This is a genomic window from Micromonospora sp. NPDC049274 (assembly GCF_040678875.1).
Lineage (GTDB): Bacteria > Actinomycetota > Actinomycetes > Mycobacteriales > Micromonosporaceae > Micromonospora.
Genome location: NZ_JBFAQS010000008.1, coordinates 126,636 through 145,554 on the forward strand (window position 1 = coordinate 126,636; position 18,919 = coordinate 145,554).

Annotated in this window: 13 protein-coding genes and 1 pseudogene; 3 read left to right on the plus strand and 11 right to left on the minus strand. The window is 70.2% G+C overall.

Annotated features, from left to right (window positions below):
• Positions 1-8: 8 nt before the first annotated feature.
• Positions 9-263, minus strand: a complete 255-nt coding sequence (locus tag AB0K10_RS17265) for a glutaredoxin family protein (protein WP_234582371.1) — start codon at positions 261-263, stop codon at positions 9-11.
• Positions 253-873 carry an AMP-binding protein gene (locus AB0K10_RS17270; protein ID WP_363684469.1) on the minus strand — a complete coding sequence of 207 codons (621 nt, stop codon included), beginning with the start codon at positions 871-873 and terminating at the stop codon, positions 253-255. The genes AB0K10_RS17265 and AB0K10_RS17270 overlap by 11 nt, the downstream gene beginning before the upstream one ends.
• Positions 874-1,448: 575 nt before the next feature.
• Here AB0K10_RS17270 and AB0K10_RS17275 point away from each other — a divergent pair.
• The 3 genes from AB0K10_RS17275 (at position 1,449) to AB0K10_RS17285 (ending at position 4,584) form a co-directional block, all read left to right on the plus strand.
• Positions 1,449-2,411, plus strand: a complete 963-nt coding sequence (locus AB0K10_RS17275; protein WP_363684471.1) for an ECF subfamily RNA polymerase sigma factor, BldN family — start codon at positions 1,449-1,451, stop codon at positions 2,409-2,411.
• 281 nt (positions 2,412-2,692) lie between these two features.
• The gene (locus tag AB0K10_RS17280; protein WP_363684473.1) at positions 2,693-3,580 is read left to right on the plus strand and encodes a DUF5667 domain-containing protein; all 888 of its coding nucleotides are present in this window, start codon (positions 2,693-2,695) and stop codon (positions 3,578-3,580) included.
• 134 nt (positions 3,581-3,714) lie between these two features.
• Complete coding sequence (locus AB0K10_RS17285; RefSeq protein WP_363684475.1) at positions 3,715-4,584, plus strand: HAD-IB family hydrolase; 870 nt, start codon at positions 3,715-3,717, stop codon at positions 4,582-4,584.
• Position 4,585: 1 nt separating this feature from the next.
• Here AB0K10_RS17285 and AB0K10_RS17290 read toward each other — a convergent pair whose 3' ends face one another.
• From AB0K10_RS17290 to AB0K10_RS17330, 9 genes and pseudogenes are all read right to left on the minus strand, one after another.
• Positions 4,586-5,443: a lysophospholipid acyltransferase family protein gene (locus AB0K10_RS17290; protein WP_007465609.1), complete on the minus strand. Its 858-nt coding sequence runs from the start codon at positions 5,441-5,443 to the stop codon at positions 4,586-4,588.
• A gap of 310 nt (positions 5,444-5,753) precedes the next feature.
• Positions 5,754-6,830, minus strand: coding sequence for an NAD-dependent epimerase/dehydratase family protein (locus AB0K10_RS17295; protein ID WP_363684477.1), 1,077 nt, complete (start codon positions 6,828-6,830; stop codon positions 5,754-5,756).
• A 124-nt stretch (positions 6,831-6,954) separates the two neighbouring features.
• Positions 6,955-7,056, minus strand: coding sequence for an AURKAIP1/COX24 domain-containing protein (locus AB0K10_RS17300; RefSeq protein WP_007465623.1), 102 nt, complete (start codon positions 7,054-7,056; stop codon positions 6,955-6,957).
• A gap of 214 nt (positions 7,057-7,270) precedes the next feature.
• A complete protein-coding gene (locus AB0K10_RS17305; RefSeq protein WP_007465625.1) occupies positions 7,271-7,480 on the minus strand; it encodes a helix-turn-helix domain-containing protein in 210 nt (69 codons plus the stop codon).
• 210 nt (positions 7,481-7,690) lie between these two features.
• Positions 7,691-8,875: an ABC transporter permease gene (locus AB0K10_RS17310; RefSeq protein WP_363684479.1), complete on the minus strand. Its 1,185-nt coding sequence runs from the start codon at positions 8,873-8,875 to the stop codon at positions 7,691-7,693.
• 119 nt (positions 8,876-8,994) lie between these two features.
• Positions 8,995-9,834: pseudogene (locus AB0K10_RS17315) on the minus strand (ABC transporter ATP-binding protein); the annotation flags it as partial.
• Positions 9,831-11,213 carry an efflux RND transporter periplasmic adaptor subunit gene (locus AB0K10_RS17320; RefSeq protein WP_363684481.1) on the minus strand — a complete coding sequence of 461 codons (1,383 nt, stop codon included), beginning with the start codon at positions 11,211-11,213 and terminating at the stop codon, positions 9,831-9,833. The pseudogene AB0K10_RS17315 and the gene AB0K10_RS17320, both read right to left, overlap by 4 nt.
• Positions 11,214-11,428: 215 nt before the next feature.
• On the minus strand, positions 11,429-11,860 hold the full coding sequence (locus AB0K10_RS17325; protein WP_363684483.1) for a hypothetical protein: 432 nt from the start codon (positions 11,858-11,860) through the stop codon (positions 11,429-11,431).
• 75 nt (positions 11,861-11,935) lie between these two features.
• The gene (locus tag AB0K10_RS17330) at positions 11,936-18,841 is read right to left on the minus strand and encodes a polymorphic toxin type 24 domain-containing protein (RefSeq protein ID WP_363684485.1); all 6,906 of its coding nucleotides are present in this window, start codon (positions 18,839-18,841) and stop codon (positions 11,936-11,938) included.
• Positions 18,842-18,919 lie beyond the last annotated feature (78 nt).

The window sequence follows — 18,919 nt, forward strand, 5'->3', positions numbered from 1 at the left end:
GGCACCGCTCAGAGCTGCGGGGTGGTCAGGTCCCGCAGCAGCCGGTCCTCCTCCACCCGCCAGTAGCCGTGCTCCTTGCCGTCGAGCAGCACCACCGGGAGGCGGTCGCCGTACTCCCGTTCCAGCCCCTCGTCGCCTGTGACGTCCCACTCGACCCACTTGTCGCCGGTGACCGCGACCACCCGGTCGAGCGCCGCCTTGGCGTCGTCGCACAGGTGGCAGCCGGGTCGGGTGATCAGGGCGAGTCGGGCGTCACTGGCCATCGGTTACCTCCGTGCGGTCGGTCGGCGTCGCCGACCGGAGCTGGGTCTTGCGTACCTTGCCGATCGACGAGTGCGGCAGCGCGTCGACGAACTCGACTGCGGTCGGGCACTTGAACCGGGCCAGGTTGCGTGCGCAGTGGGCGAGCAGCTCCTCGCTGGTCACCGGTCGGCCCTGTGCCGGCACCACGTACGCCCGCACAGTCTCGCCGGTTCGTGGGTGCGGCACACCCGGTACCGCCGACTCGACCACCCCGGGGTGCCCGGCGAGCACCAGCCCGACCTCGTGCGGACAGGCGTCGAGTCCGCGTACGTGGTTGGCCAGCAGCGCACGGTGGGAGAGCATCGCGCCCTTCGGACGCCCCTCGGTCCCGGATGTATAGAGCAGTACGGCGAGGTCGTCGCCGCCCCGGCGCGGAAGGGGACGCGCGTCGGCGGTCGGCGGTACGGCGGCGGCCAGGCCGTCTGCGGCGGCGGTCACGGCGACGTCCAGTTCGGACCAGCTGACGCGCGCCTCCCGCCAATGCAGCGCGGGCCGGTCACCACTGTCGAGAGCCGCCCGACGGACCCGGTCGGCGAGGTTCGGCGCGGGGTCTGCCGAGTGGTCCTGCACGGTGGTCGAGTCTGGCACAGCGGCGGTCGACAGGCCACGTCCGACGGTCGGGCGACGAGGACTGTCGGGTGTCCCGTCAACGGGACAGTCGCCGTGCCGCGGGTGATCCGATCCGGTCCGGTCGGCGGGACGACCGGCGTGCGCGACGGACGCTTCGGACCGGCTCGCCCGGCGGCCGGCCGAGGCGGCGCACCCGATCGGCCAAACTGGCCCCGACCTGGGGATCCATCCTGGAACACCGGCCCAGGCGAATGTCAAACGCACACGACGGACAACCGGTCCGCCACAGGTGCGACACAGCGGGAAATACTTCCGCCCTGTGTAACGGACTTGCCACGCGCGGGTGACGTTGGCCCTATTATCACTCGGGTCGGCTCACCCCATTTGCCGTGAGTCGACACCCCTCAGCCCGAGGAGGCCCCCGTGCCTGTCAGCGCATTGGACCAGCACCTCAAGGGGAACTGCCGCCCGTCGGCACACCCCGGAACCGTCCTGCCCGACCGGTTGCCCGGTCGGTCCGCACCGACGACCCGTAAACCGGCCCGCCCGGTGACCAACGGGACGGGGGCCGCGCGGTGACCACCTTCGGATACGCGGACCGCCCGGTCGGCCTGACCGGCCAGACGCCCCGCTCCCCCGTCAACGAACGACAGGCGGCCCGCGCGCCGCTGGGCGACCCGCAGGGCGCTACGCGCGGTGACAACGCCGCCCAGCGCACCCGCAATCGCCCGCACACCAACGAGCCCCCACCAAGACCGGCGGCCCCCGGTGGCAACGCGATGCCGACCGGTGGCCGTGTCGCCGCACCGGCCCGGCCGACCATGCCCTCCCAGGGCCGTCGGGTCGGCGACGCGCCGGCGCCCGTCACCGATCCGGCGGCGGGCGAGACGGCGGTGATCCCGGCGGTCCCGGCGGACACCCCGACCACCCCGATCACCCCGACCGGCTTCCCCAGCCGCCCGGACCCGTCCGACCCGGCCACCGAGGTCTGGACGCTTGTCGAGCGGGCACAGGCAGGCGAGTCCGAGGCGTTCGGCCTCATCTACGACAGGTACGTCGACACCGTCTTCCGGTTCGTCTACTTCCGGGTCGGTAACCGCCAGCTCGCCGAGGACCTCACCTCGGACACGTTCCTGCGCGCCCTCAAGCGGATCGGCAGCTTCACCTGGCAGGGCCGCGATCTCGGCGCCTGGCTGGTGACCATCGCCCGCAACCTGGTGGCGGACCACTTCAAGTCCGGCCGGTACCGGCTGGAGGTCACCACCGGCGACGTGCTCGACGCCGACCGCGAGGACCGGGGCCCGGAGGGCAGCCCGGAAGCCGCGGTGGTCGAACACATCACAAACGTCGCCCTGCTCACCGCCGTCAAGCAGCTCAACCCGGAGCAGCAGGAGTGCATCGTGCTCCGGTTCCTCCAGGGCTTCTCGGTCGCCGAGACCGCCCGGACGATGGGCAAGAACGAGGGTGCCATCAAGGCCCTGCAGTACCGGGCTGTTCGCGCGCTCGCCCGGCTCCTGCCCGACGGCTTCCAACCGTGATTCTCGCTGCGGGAACCGACGGGCGTCGATCAATGTCCGGGCAGCTCAGGGTGGGTGCTGCCCGGTGACGTCGATCACTTTGTGTGATTTCCGCCCCGCCAGGCCCGTAACCCGTGCCCGGTCCGCCGCGTTTCTCCGGGTGCGACCGGTGGTTGTCCCGGCAGGCCCGGGGCACCGAGGTCCGACCGGCACGCCGGGCGGGGCCTCACCTCCGTGGTGTCACAGAGCCGCCCGGTCGCTGGCAACGATGGCGGCCGACCGGCCGTGACCAGCGAGAGGAGGTGCCTGCGGTGGACGACATCCTCTTCTCCCGCCGGCGCGCCGAGCGCTTCGCGCAGCTTCTCGACGAGGCCAACGGCGGCCGGCGGCACCACGTGCGGTCCCGAGTGGACAGCCAGCTGGCACCGCTCGTCGCAGTAGGCCAGCGACTCAGCGTCGATCCCCCCACGGTCGAGGTGAACCCCGACTTCCGCACCGGCCTGCGAGCGATGCTGCTCGCCACCGCCGAGCGCGAGGGGATGGGCACCACCCCGGCGACCGCCGAGCCGGCTGCCCCGCGGGTCGCAGCAACGAGCCGCGGCTCGCTGCTACCCGCGGTCACCGCCCGACGGGCCCGCGCCCGAGGCGCGATCCTGGTCGGCATCGCTGCCGGTGCCATCGCCGTCTCGGGGATCTCCGCCGCCAGCGAGAACGCCGTCCCCGGCGACGCGCTGTACGGCATGAAGCGCTCCACCGAGCGAGCCCAGCTCGCCCTGGCCAGCTCGGACATCAGCCGCGGCCAACTGTTCCTGGACTTCGCCCGGACCAGGCTCGGCGAAGCCGCCGAGCTGCGCGGTGACCGCATCGGCTACAGCGCCGTCCTCGACGACATGGACGCCGACACCCGGCAGGGCATTCGCCTGCTCACCGCCGCCGCTGTCCAGCGGGCCGAACCGGCCAGCCTGGACACCGTCAACACCTTCGTCACCAGCCAGCGTCGGGCGGTGACCAACCTGCTCGACGGCGCCAGCCGAGCCGACCGGGAACGGACCCGGCGTTCCCTGGCCCTGCTGGACACCATCCGGGAGCGCTCGGATTCGGTGCGGGCGGCGATCGCCTGCGGCCTGCCCGCTCCGACCGGCAGCGACGCGCTCGGACCCACACCGACCACCTGCCCCGGCGACCGCTGAGCCGCCCGCCCGGCACTCCCCATACCGCACGCCTGACCGGCCGGACCACAGTTCCCTGTGGCCCGGCCGTTCGACCGTGCGCTCCGGCTACCCTCGCTGGAGGCATCCGTCGTACCTGGTGAGAAGGGAGTCGCGTGAGCCGCAAGGTGACGGTCAGCACCGACGCCCTGGGTCACACCGCCGGGTGGGCGGAGACCGAGCTCGCGCCAGTGACCCCACCCGCGCCGGACCGGGCCGCCGCGGCGTTCTTCGACGTCGACAACACGATGATGCAGGGCGCGTCGATCTACTGGTTCGCTCGCGGGCTCGCCGCCCGGAACTACCTCACAACCGGCGACCTGGCCCGCTTCGCCTGGCAGCAGCTCCGGTTCCGGCTGCTCGCCCGCGAGCACGCCGGCGACATGTCACAGGCGAAGGAGACCGCGCTGGCCTTCGTCGAAGGCTGGCGGGTGGATGACGTGGAACGCCTCTCGGAGGAGATCTTCGACGAGCTGATGGCGCCCCGGATCTGGGCCGGCACCAGGCAGCTCGCCCAACGCCACCTCGACGCCGGTCAGCGCGTGTGGCTGGTCAGCGCCGCCCCGGTGGAGATCGGGCGGGTGATCGCCACCCGACTCGGCCTGACCGGTGCGATAGGCACGGTGGCCGAGGTGCGGGCCGGGGCGTACACCGGGCGGTTGGTGGGCGACCTCATGCACGGGCCGGCGAAGGCCGAGGCGGTCACGCAGCTCGCCGCCGTGGAAGGGCTGGACCTGAGCCGCTGCGCGGCCTACAGCGACTCGGCCAACGATCTGCCGCTGCTCTCCGCCGTGGGCCGGGCGGTGGCGGTCAACCCGGACGGCGCCCTGCTGCGCCAGGCCCGCCAGCACGGCTGGGAGGTACGGGACTTTCGCACCGGCCGTCGGGCCGTCAAGATCGCCGTACCGTCGACGGCGGCGGCCGGCCTGGTCGCCGGCGCGGTCACCGCCGGCCTGGCGTTGCAACGCCGCCGCCGCGCCGGCTGACTCATGGGCCGAACGGGTCCGGTCGCCGTTCCAGCAGCGAGTGCAGGGTCTGCTGGATGGTTTCCCGCACCTGGTCGGCCAGGTTGAAGACCACGAGCGGATCGTCCGCCGAGTCGGTCAGGTGCGCGGTGGGAATCGGCGGGCAGAACTCGATGAGCCACTTGCTGGGCAGCGGCACCATGCCCAGCGGCCCGAGCCAGGGGAACGTCGGCGTGACCGGGAAGTATGGCAGCTTGAGCAGCCGCGCCAGGGGCTTGATGTCGGCGAGCATCGGATAGATCTCCTCGCCGCCGACGATGGCGACCGGGACGATCGGCGTGCCGGTGCGCAGCGCCGCCGAGACGAAGCCGCCCCGGCCGAACCGTTGCAGCTTGTACCGGTCGGCGTAGAGCTTGCCGATCCCCTTGAACCCCTCGGGGAACACGCCGACCAGGTCGCCACCGCCGAGCAGCCGCTCGGCGTCCGGATTGCAGGCCACCGTGCCGCCGGTCTTGCGGGCGATCTCCGACACCACAGGCATCCGGAAGACCAGGTCGGCGCCGAGCAGGCGCAGGTAGCGGTGGGCGGGGTGCTTGTCGTGCAAGGCTGCCGAGAGGATCAACGCGTCCAGGGCCACGGTGCCCGAATGGTTGCCGACCACAAGCGCGGGCCCGTCGACGGGGACGTGCTCGACCCCGCTGACCTCGGTGCGGAACCAGTCCCGGTAGAGCAGCCGCAGCAGCGGATGGAAGACGGCGTCGGTCAGCTCCGGGTCGAACCCGAACTCGTCGACCTCGTAGTCACCGGCCAACCGCCGACGCAGGAACGCCAGCCCGTTCGCGACCCGGCGGTCCCACTGGTCCCCGGGCCGATCCGGCACCGCCGGACCGCCGCCGGTGTGCGGGACGGCCGCGCTCGCCGGCTCGCCGGTCGGGGGGGCCTCGTCGGCGGTCGGGTCGCCGCCCGCGCGCACCGGGTCGTCGGTCGCGGTGTCGACCTCGTCGCCCGACGTCGCGGCGGGCGCGAGCCGGCTCGCCGGTCGATGGCCGTTGCGCCGCGCCGGCTCCGCGTCCGGCACGGGCGGCTCCGGCGGTACGTCGAACGGCCCCAGACCCGCTGGTTCACGTCCGTGCGCCGGCCCGGTCACGACGGCACCTCGGCGACGCGCACGACAGGCGTACGCCTCGCGCTCATGACGTCCGCTCCCGCACGGCTGCTCGGACCTGCCGGATGCCGTCCAGGACCAACTGCTCGGCGGCGGCCAACTGACCCCGGCTGAGCACCACCCCACCGTGGTGGGCGCGGATGAAGTCGTCGAACGCGGCGGCGGTGGAGCGGGGTGTGAAGCCGTACTCCTGCTCCAGGCGGGTGGTGTCGACGACCCGCCCGTGCACGAAAAGATCGACCTGGTCCAGGCCGTAGCGGCCGAAACCCATGGTGCGGGCCAGCGCCGCGGCCCCGGAGAGACCCGGCTCCAGCACCGGCACGGCCACCCGACCGGCCCGCCGGATCGCCTGGGACAGCGACAGCACCCCCGGACCGGCGACGTTGTAGGTGCCCGGGTGATCCTCCACGATCGACAGGTGCAGCACCTCCAACGCGTCGTCGAAGTGCAGGAACTGCAATCGGGGATCGCGGCCGAAGACGGTCGGCACGAACGGCTGCGCGAAGTAGCGCGTCAACGTCGTGTCGGCTGTCGAACCGATGAACGGGGCGAAGCGCAGCACCGTCGCGGTCACGTCGGACCGGCGACGGCGGAAGCCGCGAACGTACCCCTCGACGTCGAGGATGTCGCGGCCGAAACCGCCGCGCGGCACCTCGCGTGGCTCGGTCTCCTCGGTGAACACCGCCGGATCGCGGAACGACACCCCGTACGCGGCGGTCGACGACCGGACCACCAGCTTGCGCAGGCGGGGCGCCCGCTGGCAGGCGGCGAGCAGTTGCATGGTGCCGATGACGTTCTGGTCCTTCATGGCCGACCGGCCGCCGTGCTGCTGGTCGGGGGCGCTGACCAACGCGAGGTGGACCACCGCGTCGACCTCCAGGTCGGCGAGGAGCCCGCCGAGCGACCCCGGGTCGACGCGGATCCGCTCGACCCGGTCCAGCAGATCGGTGAACTCGGCGCCCGGCTCCGGCGCGTCCACGCCGATGACCCGTTCGATGCGGGGGTCGGCGGCCAGCCGGGCCGCCACGTGCGCGCCCAGGTACCGGCCGACCCCGGTGACGACGACGACCCCCGGAGCACCTGAGGTGCTACCGGGGGTCATCTGACGCACCTACGCCGACAGGAGGGATCGAGCCGGGAGAACCACGGCCTGATCACCTGAGCCTCCGGAGGTCGACTGTTTTGGCAAGTGACGTCGAAGTGCCGGGCTGTGCGCCCGGCGACGATCACTTGCCGAGACGGCGACGCTGGACGCGGGTCTTGCGCAGCAGCTTGCGGTGCTTCTTCTTAGCCATGCGCTTACGGCGCTTCTTGACCACCGAGCCCATACGACAGCCTTTCGATACAACGTGCGGGGCGGGCCGGATGACACCACGCAGGTGGCGACGGCGACCGCATGCGGACAACGGACCGGACCGGTCTGGGTGGCGGGGCGCACCGGTGGGGTCTCGGTCGGGCTCCAGGGTAGCCGGAGAGCGTCAGCAGGACCAACGCGCCCCCGTCCATGCCGCCTACGTGGCATTCGAGCGGCGGACGGGTGGCTCAGGCGGTTTCCTGAAACGCGCCCCGCAGGTATTCGTGCACCGCGTGCTCGGGCACCCGGAACGACCGCCCCACCCGGACAGCGGTGAGCTCACCGCTGTGCACGAGGCGATAGACGGTCATCTTCGACACCCGCATGACCGTCGCCACCTCCGCGACGGTCAGGAACTTGACCTCCGACAGCCGTCCGTCGGACTGCGACCCGGCCATGGCTCACCGACCCATCCCATGCCCGGCGCGTGCCAACCCGACGGATGCTCCGGGTCGGGCGGCGACGCGCGTGTTACCAGTACGGTAGCGGGGCGGCTGTGACCGGCGCGATCCCTTCGTACAACTGATCATGCCGGGATCGTCGGTTCACCCGATCCGTGCTCCCGCTATCTCCCCGCCTGCGCCGGTCGTCCGGTTGGCCGGCCGGTCTCACTCGGCGCGAAGCGCCACCACCGGGTCGAGGCGGCCGGCGCGCTGCGCGGGAACCACCCCGAAGATGATTCCCACCGCGGCCGACACACCGAAGGCCAGCGCCAACGACCACCAGGTGATCGCCGCCGGGATCGGGGACAGCGCGTCCACCAGCAGGGCGGTGCCCACGCCCAGCGCCATCCCGGTCAGCCCGCCGATCGTGGTGAGCAGTACGGCCTCCAGCAGGAACTGCACGCTGATGTCGCGGGGGCGGGCGCCGACGGCCTTGCGCAGCCCGATCTCCCGGGTCCGCTCCCGGACGCTCACCAGCATGATGTTGGAGACGCCGACGCCGCCGACGAGCAGCGAGATTCCGGCGATGGCGGCCAGCACACCGGTGAGCACACCGAGGATGTCGCCGAGCACACCGAGGATCTGCTGCTGCGTGACCGCGCTGAACTCGGTGTCCGGGTGGCGGCGGTTCAGCTCGGCGACGATGCGCTCGCCCAGCTCGTCGATCCGCTCCCGGTCCGGCGCCTTCACGGCGATGCCGTCGACCCGCTGGGTGCCCCACAGCCGCTGCGCGGCGGTGACCGGCACGTGCACCTCGTCGTCCCGGTCGACGCCGAGGCTCTGCCCGAGGGGCGCGAACACGCCGATGACCCGGAACCGCACCCCGGCGAGGGTCACCTGCTGGCCCAGCGGATCACGGTCGGGAAACAACGCGCGGGCCACCGAGTCACCGAGGACCGCGACCCGCCGGCTGGTGTCCACGTCCGTGCCGGTGAGGTAGCGGCCCCGGGCCAGCGACCGGGTGAACACCGTCGGGGTGGTCTCCAGCACGCCCTGCACGGTGGTGAAGTCGGAGCGGGCGCCGGCCCGTGCGGTCGCCCCGGAGGCGACGGTGACCGCGACCCGCTGGGGATCGCCGACGACCCGGGAGACCGCGTCCACGTCCTTGAGCGTCAACGGCGAGACGACGGGCGCGGTGCCCACCTCGATCTTGCCGGGGACGACCAGGAGCAGGTTGGAGCCGAGCCCCTCGACCTGCTGCTCCACCTTCTGTTTGGTGCCGGTGCCGATCGCTACCAGCAGCACCACCGAGGCCACCCCGATGATCACGCCGAGCATGGTGAGCGAGCTGCGCAGCCGGTTGGCCCGTAGCGCGTCCAACGCGACCCGCCACGCCTCGGCGACCCTCACGACTCGCTCCGGTTGTCGGCCGCCGACTGTTGCACGGCCTCGGCACTGGTCGGCTCGTGCGTCGCGTTGGCGTCGACGGCCTGATCGGAGGTGCCGTCGCCGGTCGGCGGCTGCGGAAGGCGCCCGGTGGCTCCGGCGGCGCCACCGGAGCCACCGGACGGGTGCCCCGGGCCGCTTCCGGAAACGGACCGGGGCTCCGCGCTGGGAGCGGGGACAAGTGTCTCAGGTCGACCGTGATCGACGGACAGCGGTCGATCATGAGGGTCGGTGGCGCTGTCCGCCACCACCACACCGTCGCGCATGGTGATCCGCCGGGCGGCCCGAGCCGCCACCTCCTGGTCATGGGTGACCATCACCAATGCCACCCCGGATTCCGCGTTCAACCGCTCCAGCAGTTCCAGGACCGCCGCGCCTGTCACGCTGTCCAGGTTGCCGGTCGGCTCGTCGGCCAGCAGCACCGTCGGCTCGGTGACCAGCGCGCGGGCGATGGCGACCCGCTGCTGCTCGCCACCGGACATCTGGTTGGGCCGGTGGTCCAGCCGGTGCCCGAGACCGACCCGACCCAGCATCGCCGCCGCCCGCTCCCGGCGCTGCCGGGCCGACACACCCCGGTAGACCAGGGGCAACGCCACGTTCTCCACCGCCGACGTACGCGGCAGCAGGTGGAACGCCTGGAAGACGAAACCGATCGTCTCGTTGCGCAGGGCGGCCATCTCCGGCGGCGAGAGGGCGTTGACGTCCCGCCCGCCGATCACCAACCGGCCACCTGTCGGGCGGTCGAGACCCCCCAGCAGGTGCATGAGCGTGGACTTGCCCGAGCCGGACGGCCCCACCAGCGCCACGTAGTCACCCGGCTGCACGGTCAACGACACCCCGCGCAGCGCCTCGACCGACACCCCGTCCAACTCATACGTCCGCGACACGTCCACCGCCTCGATGGCCGGCGGGGTGTCGGTCACCGGACCTCCTGGCCGTCGCGCACCTGGTCCGTGCCGCGCACCACGACCCGGTCGCCGGCCTGGACGCCGTTGAGGATCTGCACCAGGTCGGCCCCCTGGACGCCCACTGTCACCGGCGCCCGGTCCGCCTTCCCGTCGCGGACCACCCACACGGCGTCCCGGCCGTCGGCGGAGAACACCGCGGAGGCGGGGACGGTCACCGCGTCGGAGGCCTCGCGTACGCGCAGGTGCACGATCGCGTTCATGCCGGGGCGGGGCGTCGGGGCGGGCGCGTCCTCGACCAGCTTTCCCGCACCCAGCGTGAGGCGTACCCGATAGGTGACGCCGCCCTGCGCGGAGCTGGTGGGAAGCACGTCGACGGACCGGACGGTGGCGTCGTAGCTGGCGCCAGTCACCGCGTCCAGCTCGACGGTGGCGCTCACACCGGCCTTGACCAGCAGCACGTCGGTCTCGTCCACGTCGGCGAGCAGCCCCAACTGCCCGGTGTCCACCACGGTCAGCACCGGCGTGCCGGCGGTGACCTGACCGCCGACCGCGACGGCGTCGTCGACCCCGGCGGGCGGGCCGCCCTGGGCGGGGGCCAGCGCGGACGGGTCAATCCCGGCCCCACCGGCCTGCTCCAACAGCCCGGCCAGCCCACCGTTGGCGCCGCTGGCGGCCCGCGTGCCGCCGGGTTGCACCACGCCGGCGATCGGAGCGCGCAGGGTCAGCGCGTCGACCGTCGCCTTCGCCAGGTCGTACGCCTGCTGGGCCTGGAGCCGTTGCGCCGCGGCGAGCGAGCCGACGGCGGAGCTCAACCCGTTGATCCCCCGCTGCACCGCGCGGACCGCCTGGTCGGCGCTGCGCGCGGCGGCGGCGTACTGCCGCTGCGCGGACGTCACCTGGGTCAGCAGCGCGTCGCGCAACTGCGGGTCGGCGATCTTCTCGGCGGCCTTGCGGGCGGCGTCGAACGCCTCCTCGGCGGCCTTGTCGGTGCCCCGCCGGCTGCTGCTCAGGTTGCCCGCTCCGACGCCGCGGCCGGCGCGCTTCGCGGCGGTCAGCGCCTCCTTCGCCTGACGGAGACGCTGCTGGGCACTCGGCGAGTTGACCACAGCGAGCACCTGACCGCGCTTCACCCGCTGTCCAGGTTGGACGCGCAGGCTGGCCAGGGTGCCGTCGGCGGGCGCGGTGAGGGTGGCGGCTGCGCGGGCGGTAACCGTGGCCGGGGCGTCGATCACCTCGCTGACCGGGTTGCGGGCCACCGAGGCGAGCGCGACCGGCGGCTGGTCGTCGCCGCAGGACGCGGCGGTGGTGGCGGTGAGGACGGCGACGGCGGTCAGGGCGATGAGCAGGCGGGGCCGCGTGGCGCTTGCGGGCCGCGGCGGGTGAGGGCGGCGCACCCATCGATCGTACGGGCGTTGGCACAGTCGCGAGCTGAGGCGTGTCGACGGCAAGGCGCCGGCACCGGTGCTGGAACTAGCCGAAGCACCGACTGATTTCTGCGGATTGAATCGGGCGACGGGACCGAGGTCCCGCCGCCCGCAAACAAGAAATTGATTCCTCACCAGCGACTACGTATGGCCATTCTCAGGAGCAGCAGACTGCCCACCACCAGTCATAGACTCTCGAATACCAGGTCGCGAATCTCTCTTGCGGCTGTCTTTAACGTCTCATCATGATCATCACTCGTGAAACGCTCTGCCAAACCCTTCAATCTTGCAGTCTTTCCCGAATCCAAGCTCGCGACGTACATTGCACTATTCAAGCAGCTGTACAAATGATCGACGTAATTCGTCATACTGGACCGCTGGGTGGCAACGGCCCAGCCGCGAACAAACATTCGCCACGAGGCGAGATCAGCCCGAGCCAACAGCGCATTAGCCGTAGCAACAGTGACAGCGGTGTCTCTCTCGTCCAGCAGCAGCCGAAGAATGGCGGCATCCACAGTTGGCTCACCCACATGGGCCACGAGTCCTGACCCAGCCTTGCCGCGATCGCTCCAGCTGGCAGACTCCGAAAGCGAGAGCAAGGTTTCCAACTCAGTCACGGCAGCGCCACCTTCACGAGCATGGAGCGGTTGTCAAGTCGCAGAAGTACAATACCGACACCTCAATGGCAGCTACTAGAAACCACACGGTGGCTCACCCGCTGGACCCGCGCCCGGGAACGCATCACCTGTTTCTTGAACGAAAGCCTTTCCCTTGGGATTGACGTTCTCCTGATAGGTCTGCCAGTGAGGGGTTTCGACACCTCCATGGGCAGCTCCAAAGAGATCCGTCCTGTATTTAAGGTTCCCCTTGCTGTCATATACACCCCAGTCGACGATGGCGCCACCAGCGCCACGCCGGTAGAGCACCCCATCTGACGGACCACCACTCGTCGGTACGCGACCTTGCTTCCATTCTTGTGAGTTGCCCCACGGGTTGGAGCCATTGGAATTGTGGACCAGGACCAGAGCTTTCCCTGCTGCGACGTAGTACGTGTGGAGGCCGTCGACGCTCAGGTTATAGGCATCGCCCGAGTGGACGGTGTTCGGGCGGATTCCCAGGACGGATAGGGTGCGGCCGCCTGCCAGCAGCACGAGGTCGCCTGGATCAAACTCATCAGCCCGCTGCCACTCCCGATCGGTCTGATTCCAAAAAGGGTGATCCTCTGTCGTCCGGACCACAGAACCGAAGAGTTGAAGATCAACGAGATCATCCTTGTGGACCCAGACATGCGTGACGACTCGTGGCCCCTGCTCACCCACTTCCGGATCTGAGGCCATAACCTCATCTCCGACCTCAATCTCCTCGAGGCTCTTGGTGGTCCCGTCGGCCATGAGGACCTCGGTGTCACCGCTGAAGCTCTTGCAGCCACAGTTGCAGCCACCGCCGCCGGCAGGACGCCCACCCTTCAGCGCCGCACCTGCCGCGCCGCTGGCCGCGGCGATCGCACCGCTCTGGAACATCTCGTCTGCCGGCAGGGTCGCTGCCAAAGTATCGATGTAAGGGCTGTAGAGCTGCTCGATCCACTCCTGGCAACCGCCCGGCCGCCCCATCTCGTGACAGATGTTCATGGCGAGGGCGCGTTCGTCCTGGGCCTCAAGTAGGTCGTTGCTGAAGGCCGACGCCGAGAGCCACTCGGCGCGCTGGTCGTTCCACCGACGGGTGAACTCCTCCAGCGGCACCGTCTCGGGGACAAAGATCACGTTCCCGAGGATCCGCGGGTGAGTCCGCTTCCCGTTCCTGGTGGTCGTCTTGCCGTTCTTCTTGCCCCAGTCCTTGTTCGCCTCGGTGCCACAGCCGCCCGGGCAGCCGCCGGCACCACGGCCGTCGCCCTCCTTGAGGGGCCGCGGATCGTAGCCGTAGCAGTCATACTCCATGCAGTCGGCCGGAATCAGGCCGTCCGGGTCGCTCATCGTGACCGGGGAGTTGTTGGCGTACGAGTAGCCATTCCACTGCTGCGGATCGGTCAGGTCCTGCAACGGGTCGACCGAGACGAACCGCCCGATGGCCGGGTCGTAGTTCCGGGCGCTGACCTGGGTCAGGCCGGTGTTGGTGTTGAGCGGCTGATTGAGGAAGCCGCGGTTGTCGGGTGCCGTCACGGTGGAACCGCGCGGCGCGCCGTACGGGGTGTACTGCCGCCAGGTCGGCACCTGGGCCGTGTTGTTCAGGTAGAGGCTGGGCGTGCCCTGGTGGTCCGGAATGGTGAACCCGTACGCGGTGCCACTCCCCGTGCGATAGGCCATCGCGCCGCTGGGCAGCGGGTAGTAGCGGGTGCCGCTCAGTGCCTGGGTGGCGGTGTTGAGGGTGATCTGCTGACCGGGCAGGTAGAGGGTGGTGACCCCCGGGTCCTTCTGAATCAGCAGGTTGCCGTCGGCGTCGTACAGGAACGAGCTGTTCCCGTCCGTGCCGCCGGTGACCGAGGTCAGCTCGCCGCTGTCGTCCCAGTTCAGGGTCTGGGTGCCCTGCCCGGCCTTGCGGGTGGTCGTGTTGCCCGCGTCGTCGTAGGTGTACGAGGTGCTGCCGGTGAGGCCACCGGAGGTGGTCGTACCCGTCAACGTGTGCGGCTGGCCCTTCCCGTTGCCGTCGTAGGCGTAGGTGGTGGTGGTGTCGGTCCCACCGGTCGTGGAGTACTGGGTCTGGCTCTTCCGGTTGCCGAGCGAGTCGACGTCCCACTCGGTCCAGTAGGCGCTGGTGGCGCCGATGCCGCTGCCGACCATGGCGCGGTTACCGACGGTCGGGGCGACCGCGCACGCGTCTTTCGCCGTCCATGCCTTGGTGAGTCGCCGCAGTGAGTCGTACCGGTAGCACTCTGTCTCGGACACCGTCGTCGGCTCGTACCGGGTGTTGACCGTCTTGGTGATGTTGCCGTAGACGTCGTACTCGTACTCCTGCTTGTCGACGTCCGTCGTGGTGGCCGTCGTCTTGGTAACCAGCTGCTGCTTGCGTCGCCCGTCGTGGTCGTCGTAGATGTTGACGATCGAGGCCAGGCTCGTCGGCGAACCGACGACGTTGCGGGTGATCCGACCCCACGCGTCGTAGTCGACGGACGCGCTGTAGCCGGCAAGTCCACCGACGATCGTCGGCAGGTCCAGCACTCCGCCGTAGCTGTGGATAACGGTCTCGGCGGGCAGGTTACCGCGCGCCGGATACGTGTCGCTGAGGAGAATTCCGGTCGTCGCCGAGTAGGTGTGCCCGAACGCGTACGTGTTGCCGAGGGCCCCCTCCGCGGCGGGGATGGTGATCGTCTCGCCCTTCGAGTTGCCGTAGGCGTCGAAGTTGATCCACTGGGTGCTGTATGCGGCACCGTTGCGGAAGGCGGTCGCGGTGGTCAGCTTGCCAATCGCATTCGTGATCGGCGCGACGTTGTTGTCGTTGTCGTAGACCCACGCGGCCAACTGGTTGCTGGTCGACTGCCCCGAGGTCGACGCGGCGAAGCTCGCCGTGCGACGGTTGATCTTGTCGAAGGTCGACGAGAGGGTCTTGCCGCGGCCGTCCGTCGACTCGATGACGTTGCCCGCGCCGTCGTAGCGGATGGTGCTGGTTCCGGCGTCCGGGTCGTCCTTGCCGACCACCTGTCCCAGCAGGTTGAACGTGCTGGTCCAGACATTGCCGGCAGTGTCGGTCAGGGTCGACTGGTTGTCATGGCCGTCGTAGCCGTAGCTGCTGTCCACCGTGGTGCCGCCGGTCAGCCGGTAGATGCCGGTGAACGGGTTGGACGGCGAGACCAGCGTCGGTGCCGCGGTGTACTGGAGCTGCTTCTCCAGCCGACCCATCGGGTCACTGACCGTCGCGGTCACGGTGCCGCCGGTCGGTGGGATGACCGTCGTCCGGTCACCGTTGTACACCGTCCTGGTCGACGACTTGACCACGCCGTCGCGGGCGCTCTCGGCCAGGATGACCCGGCCCAGCCCGTCGTAGGTGTTGAACGTCTGGTTCAGGGCCTTCTTGAGCAGCGTGTCGGTGTAGACGGGAGTGGTGTTCGGTCCGCTGGCGGCGTCCCACCAGCCGTTGTAGGTCGCCCGCACCCACCCCCGGCTGTCGTAGAACGAGTCGGTGACCATCCGGCCACCCAGGTTGGTGTCCGCCTGGGTCTGCCGCACCCGGTAGAGGGCGTCGTAGATGGTGGTCGAGGTTCTGTACGAGTTGTTCTTGTTGAGGGTCTCGGTCGTCGTGGCGGTGATTCCGGTCTTCGACACCGTGTAGCTGTGCTTGACGTTCGCCAGACCGCTGGTGGGCCGGGACGCCACCCAGGCCGCCGTCAGCCGACCGAGCGCGTCGTACTGGGTGCTGGTGACCACGCTGTTGGCGTCGGTGCTGCTCACCGGCAGATTGCGCAGCGTGGTCATGGTCGTGGAGGTGGCGTGGCCCTCCGCATTCTCCAACGTCATCCCGGTGGTCAGGCCGGCGGCGTTGTCGGTGTACCTGGTGATGGACTTGTTGCCGTTGCCGTCCCAGCTGCCGGTCACGCGCCCGTACGGGTCGAACTCGGCCCGGTCGGTGGTCTGGTAGACGTAAGCGCCGGAGACCCAGTCGGACGCCTTGCGGACCATGGTGACGTTGCCCCTGGTCGGGGGCGTCTGCGGGAACGTGGTCGCGAACTGCGTGTCGTCGTAGTAGGTCCGAACGTGCGACACAACTTGCCCCGGCCGGCTGACCGTGCTCGGAGCGGTAAGCGTGTTCGTGCTGCCCGGCACAGACGTCGGCGAGCCGGCGCGGAAACCAGCGCAGGCAACCGACACGGTCTCGACCTGGCTGGTCAGGCCGACCAGGTTGAGATCGGTGTTGGCCGGAGCGTACGTCGTGCTGGTGCACCGGTCATAGGTGGTGTTCGCCGGCACGGTGTGGTCGTACGAGTGCTGCAACAGACCGAAGGTCGGCGAGGTGATCGATGCGTCGTACGACATGTCGGTCTGGCTGTAGCGCCAGGTGGTGCTGGCGCCGGATGTGACCGCCTGTCGTCGCCAGGTCTGTACCGGCGCCGTGAAGGTCGCGGTCAGCGCCGGCAGGCCCGTGCGGGTACGGGTCGCGGTCGCGTCCGACACCCAGTACGAGGTGATCGACGAACCGTCGATCGGGCCGCCGTCGCCCAGGTAGGAGGTTGCCTCCAGGGCACGCCCGGCGAGTTGGTCCACATCCTCGTGGACCCCGCCGGCGCTGTCGGTGACGTTGACGACCGTGGTGCTGTTGTTCCTGCTCATGCCCCGGTAGTAGGTGGTCTCCGCCAGCGTGCGAGGGTCGTTCGCGCCGTCGCCGTTGCGCACCCGGACCTTGCCGTAACCGCGGAACTGGCCGTAGGTGCGGTACTTGGCCTTGACCACCTCGTTGTCGTCGTAGTGCCAGGCGGCACCGTCGAGGTACTGGTAACTGGTGGACGTGGCCGGCGCGCCACCTGTCGGGTCGGTCGCGGTGACCCGGGTGACCGCGTACTTGTGGAACCAGTCGCGGATCTGGTCCGGCACCCCTTCGGGCGTCCAGTAGACCGGGAAGCAGGACTTGGTGTTGGACGCGGGATTGAGCGCCACCGGCGCGGTGCAGGGTTCCGGCAGCTCGTAGCTGGGCGAGATGACCGAGCCGGTCTCGGTGGTGATCGTCGCGATGCGTTGCCGGTAGAACGAGGGGTAGCCACCCCTCACGTCCACCCTGTTGGGCAGCTTGATGCCGGTGAACGACACCGAGGGCAGGGTGATGGCGCTGGCCGAGCCCCCGGAGGTGGTGTCGTGCCCGGTGCGGGTGATCGAGTTCAGCCACAGCGTCGGCGCGGTGCCGTCCCCGGTCGCCGGCATGGTCTGGCCGAGAACGTAGGAGTCGACCTTCTTGTACGGGGTGCTGCTGGTGTCGTACTGCTGGGTCTCGATGGAGGTCAGCCGTACGGTGGAGAAGAAGGACGGGCTCCACGCCTTGCAGTCGGTGCCGGAGTTGCACACCAGGTCGAACGGCACGTCCGGCCAGTTGGCCTTGTTCGCGTCGTTGAGCGGTTTGCAGGTGCCGGAGAGGCAGCGGTCGTCGGTGTTGAAGACCACCTGGTTGGGGACGATGCCGTACGCGCCGTTGTCGCGGAAGCCGTAGTCGATCCGGGCGAGGTTGCTGTCCCGGATGTACATCACGTCAGTCGCGCCCTCGTTGCGCCCGTAGTAGTTGGTGGCCTGGTTGTAGTAGTAGGCCATGGCGTTGCCGTGGACGTCCTTGACGTAGTCGAGGTTCCACCGGTACGCCATCGTGCAGACCGAGGAGCTGAAACCTGCCGAGTTGTAGCAGGGGTCTCCCGAGTGCGCCGAGTAGACCGGGATGTGGTCGACCGACTTGGTCTCCGGCTTGTTCGTCGTCCACCCGGGCAGGCGGTTGCGGCCGAACTCGTAGACCGTGCCGTCCCGCTCGGTCACCCGCCAGTAGTCGGTGTCCTTGGTTCCGCTGCCATTGCCCGAGTTCATTTCCCGGGTGACCACGGCGCCGGTGTCGTTCTGCGCCTTCCAGGTCTTCTTGCCGGCGTCCCAGATGAGCGAGCTCGACGATCCGTTCAGCGCGAGGGTGAGGATCGGACCGGCGTAGCAGCGGTCGTTCGTCTTGACCGGGGACGGGCTGCCGCCCGGGTCGTCCGAGCAGGAGACGAAGGTCTGCTCGACGTACGACTTCGGCGTGGTCCAGCCGTCGCCCACCCAGGACGCCTGCGCGTTGGTCGCGACGGTCTGACCGTCGACGCCGCCGGAGTCGTAGGAAAGGGCCAGTTGCGGCACGAGCTTCGACCGGGACGGCGGCACGGTCAACGGGTACGAATAGGCGAAGGACCCGGTGCTGCCGCCCGCGGTCCAGGAGCCGGAGGGCTTCAGATCGGTCGCCGCGTAGGTGCCGGCCTTGCCGCCCTCGTCGCCGACGCCGGCCACGGTGGCGAGCACCATCGCCGAGCCGGCCGACCGGCTGTCGGCGGCTGCCGTCAGCGGCACCTCGGCCGACACGGAGTTGGCGGCCGTGTCGTTGGTGGAGGGCACCGGGATCGGTGTCCGGCAGGCGGCGAGCGTCGGCGTGGTGAGCGCGCATGCCGGCAGCTGCACGAGCCGCAGGCGGGAACCGTAGTTGCCGCCGTACGCCTCGGCGAACTCGGCGTAGTCGAGGCCGACCCGTACCGAGCCGCTGGCGCTTCCACCCGCCGACGGCGTCACGGACAGCAGTACGCCGTCCACGCCGGCCGCTTCGGCAGCCGCCCGGTCCGCGACACGGACCCGCATCTGCTGCGGGCCGGTGTAGCGGCCGCCCTTGGCGACCGGCGCCACCCAGACCGGGGTGCCCGCGGCGCGGGTCTTCGCCGGTGCCGCAGCCCGGGCCGTGGCCGCCGAGCCGGTCAGCTCCACGGTCGCCGACGCGGCCTTCGGCCATGCCGTCCGTGACGGCCGGTAGGTCGACTTCGCCTGGTCGGGCGGAGTCACGAAGTTCGTCGGCAAGGGCTTGACACCGGTCACCGACCGTCCGGGCGACATGGGCGGCAGCTTGGACAACCCGCCGTCTTCCGGCTTCGCCACCGCCGGCGTACCCGTCAGCAGGCTCGCCACCAGCGACGTTGCCGCAGTTAACGCCACCAGACGTCTGGGACGTTTCAGCAGACGCAATCCCCCGTGCCTGGCCATGTC

Excerpts from the sequence above, each read along its gene's own strand:
- AB0K10_RS17265 (WP_234582371.1), bottom strand. The coding sequence starts at position 263 with ATGGCCAGTGACGCCCGACTCGCCCTGATCACCCGACCCGGCTGCCAC.
- AB0K10_RS17295 (WP_363684477.1), bottom strand. The coding sequence starts at position 6,830 with ATGACCCCCGGTAGCACCTCAGGTGCTCCGGGGGTCGTCGTCGTCACC.
- AB0K10_RS17300 (WP_007465623.1), bottom strand. The coding sequence starts at position 7,056 with ATGGGCTCGGTGGTCAAGAAGCGCCGTAAGCGCATGGCTAAGAAGAAG.
- AB0K10_RS17305 (WP_007465625.1), bottom strand. The coding sequence starts at position 7,480 with ATGGCCGGGTCGCAGTCCGACGGACGGCTGTCGGAGGTCAAGTTCCTG.